The organism is Mesorhizobium sp. A623 (genome assembly GCF_054489405.1).
Window position 1 is genome coordinate 1 of sequence record NZ_JBTMXB010000115.1, and the last position, 1,223, is coordinate 1,223.

The following is a 1,223-nucleotide window of genomic DNA, read 5'->3' on the forward strand; positions in this document are numbered from 1 at the left end:
CGGACTTCGTTCGGCGTCATGGCGCGCATGGCGACAAGCTTGCCGAAGATTTCGGCCCGACCGGCAGCGTCGGCGCGCTGAAGATCGTCAATGACGAATTCAAAATAGAGGTCGTCGCGCTCGTCTTCCGTTAGAAGGACGGTTGCATAGGCGTCCTGCCAGCGGTCGAGCCAAGGGCGAAGGCAAAGCTGAAGGAAGCTTGCCGCCATCTGTTCGGCATTGCTCCACGTCGCGCGCTCAAGCTGGAAAAGCATATGTGGCGGCACGCCGAAGATGCGGGCGATTTCATTGATCTGTTCAAGGCGGTTTTCGATGAATTGCGCATCGGTGCTGGGCATCGTCCGCGCGTCATACTTCCAGCCAGCATCAAGAATGAGCGGGTCGCCGCTGGCATTCGACTGCCAAGTGCGCCACGCCTTTTTGATATTGGCAAGCGTGGTCGCGCCGGCCTCACCACCGGCTGGCTTCTCGTTTGAGACGACGCCGGAAGGGCGAGCGCCCGAACCGAAGAATTTGGAAGCGTGGCGCTCAAGCGTTATGGCGACGCCAATTGCTTCCCTGCCGAGCGTGATCGGCGAGGTAGCGCCGAAGGCCGGAAGGTAAAGAACATCACGATAGGACAAGCGCGCCTGTCCGCCGTTCTTCCGCTGAATCAGGTAATAAGGCTCGCCGTCATCCGCGAAACGACGCTGCACGCTGCCGGGATCGAGGCGGTGAAGCTCAAAGGGCTTGTCGTCGCCGACGCGCACTACCTGCGCATAGCCAGCACCATGCAAGAGCGCGTCGGCGGTCAGGTCGGCGCGAAGCTGCCCGGCGCTGGTCCAAGGGTTAGCGCGGTCATGAACGATTTTGTAAGCGCCGTGATCCTTGGCAGCTTCCTTACTGTCGTCGGCGTCACGATAGAGCTTGCACGGTAGCGAGCCAACGGTTTCGGAGATTAGCCGAAGGGCTTGAAGGACTGCCGGGACGCGCATTGCGGTGCTGGCAGTAACGGACACGCCAGAAGCGGTAGGAATGATACCGAACAGTTCTGAAATGGCAGGATCGGAAAGAGAAAGTGACTTCTGTTCCGATCCGAAGCCGAATGCCTTCTTTACGCTGGAAAAACTAAACGCCATGTAATCTGTCTCAAATTTGCTTGAGACAGATTCTCTCATAGGTTGATTCGCGCGGCAAGTAGAAAAGGACTATTTTCCTATAATAATAGGAATTAATTCATACAA

Annotated in this window: 1 protein-coding gene; it reads right to left on the reverse strand. The window is 57.2% G+C overall.

The features are described 5' to 3' along the window. The coding region (locus ACX3P1_RS28130) for a phage portal protein (RefSeq protein ID WP_459083089.1) at positions 1-1,118 on the reverse strand (1,118 nt) is incomplete at its 3' end. Positions 1,119-1,223 lie beyond the last annotated feature (105 nt).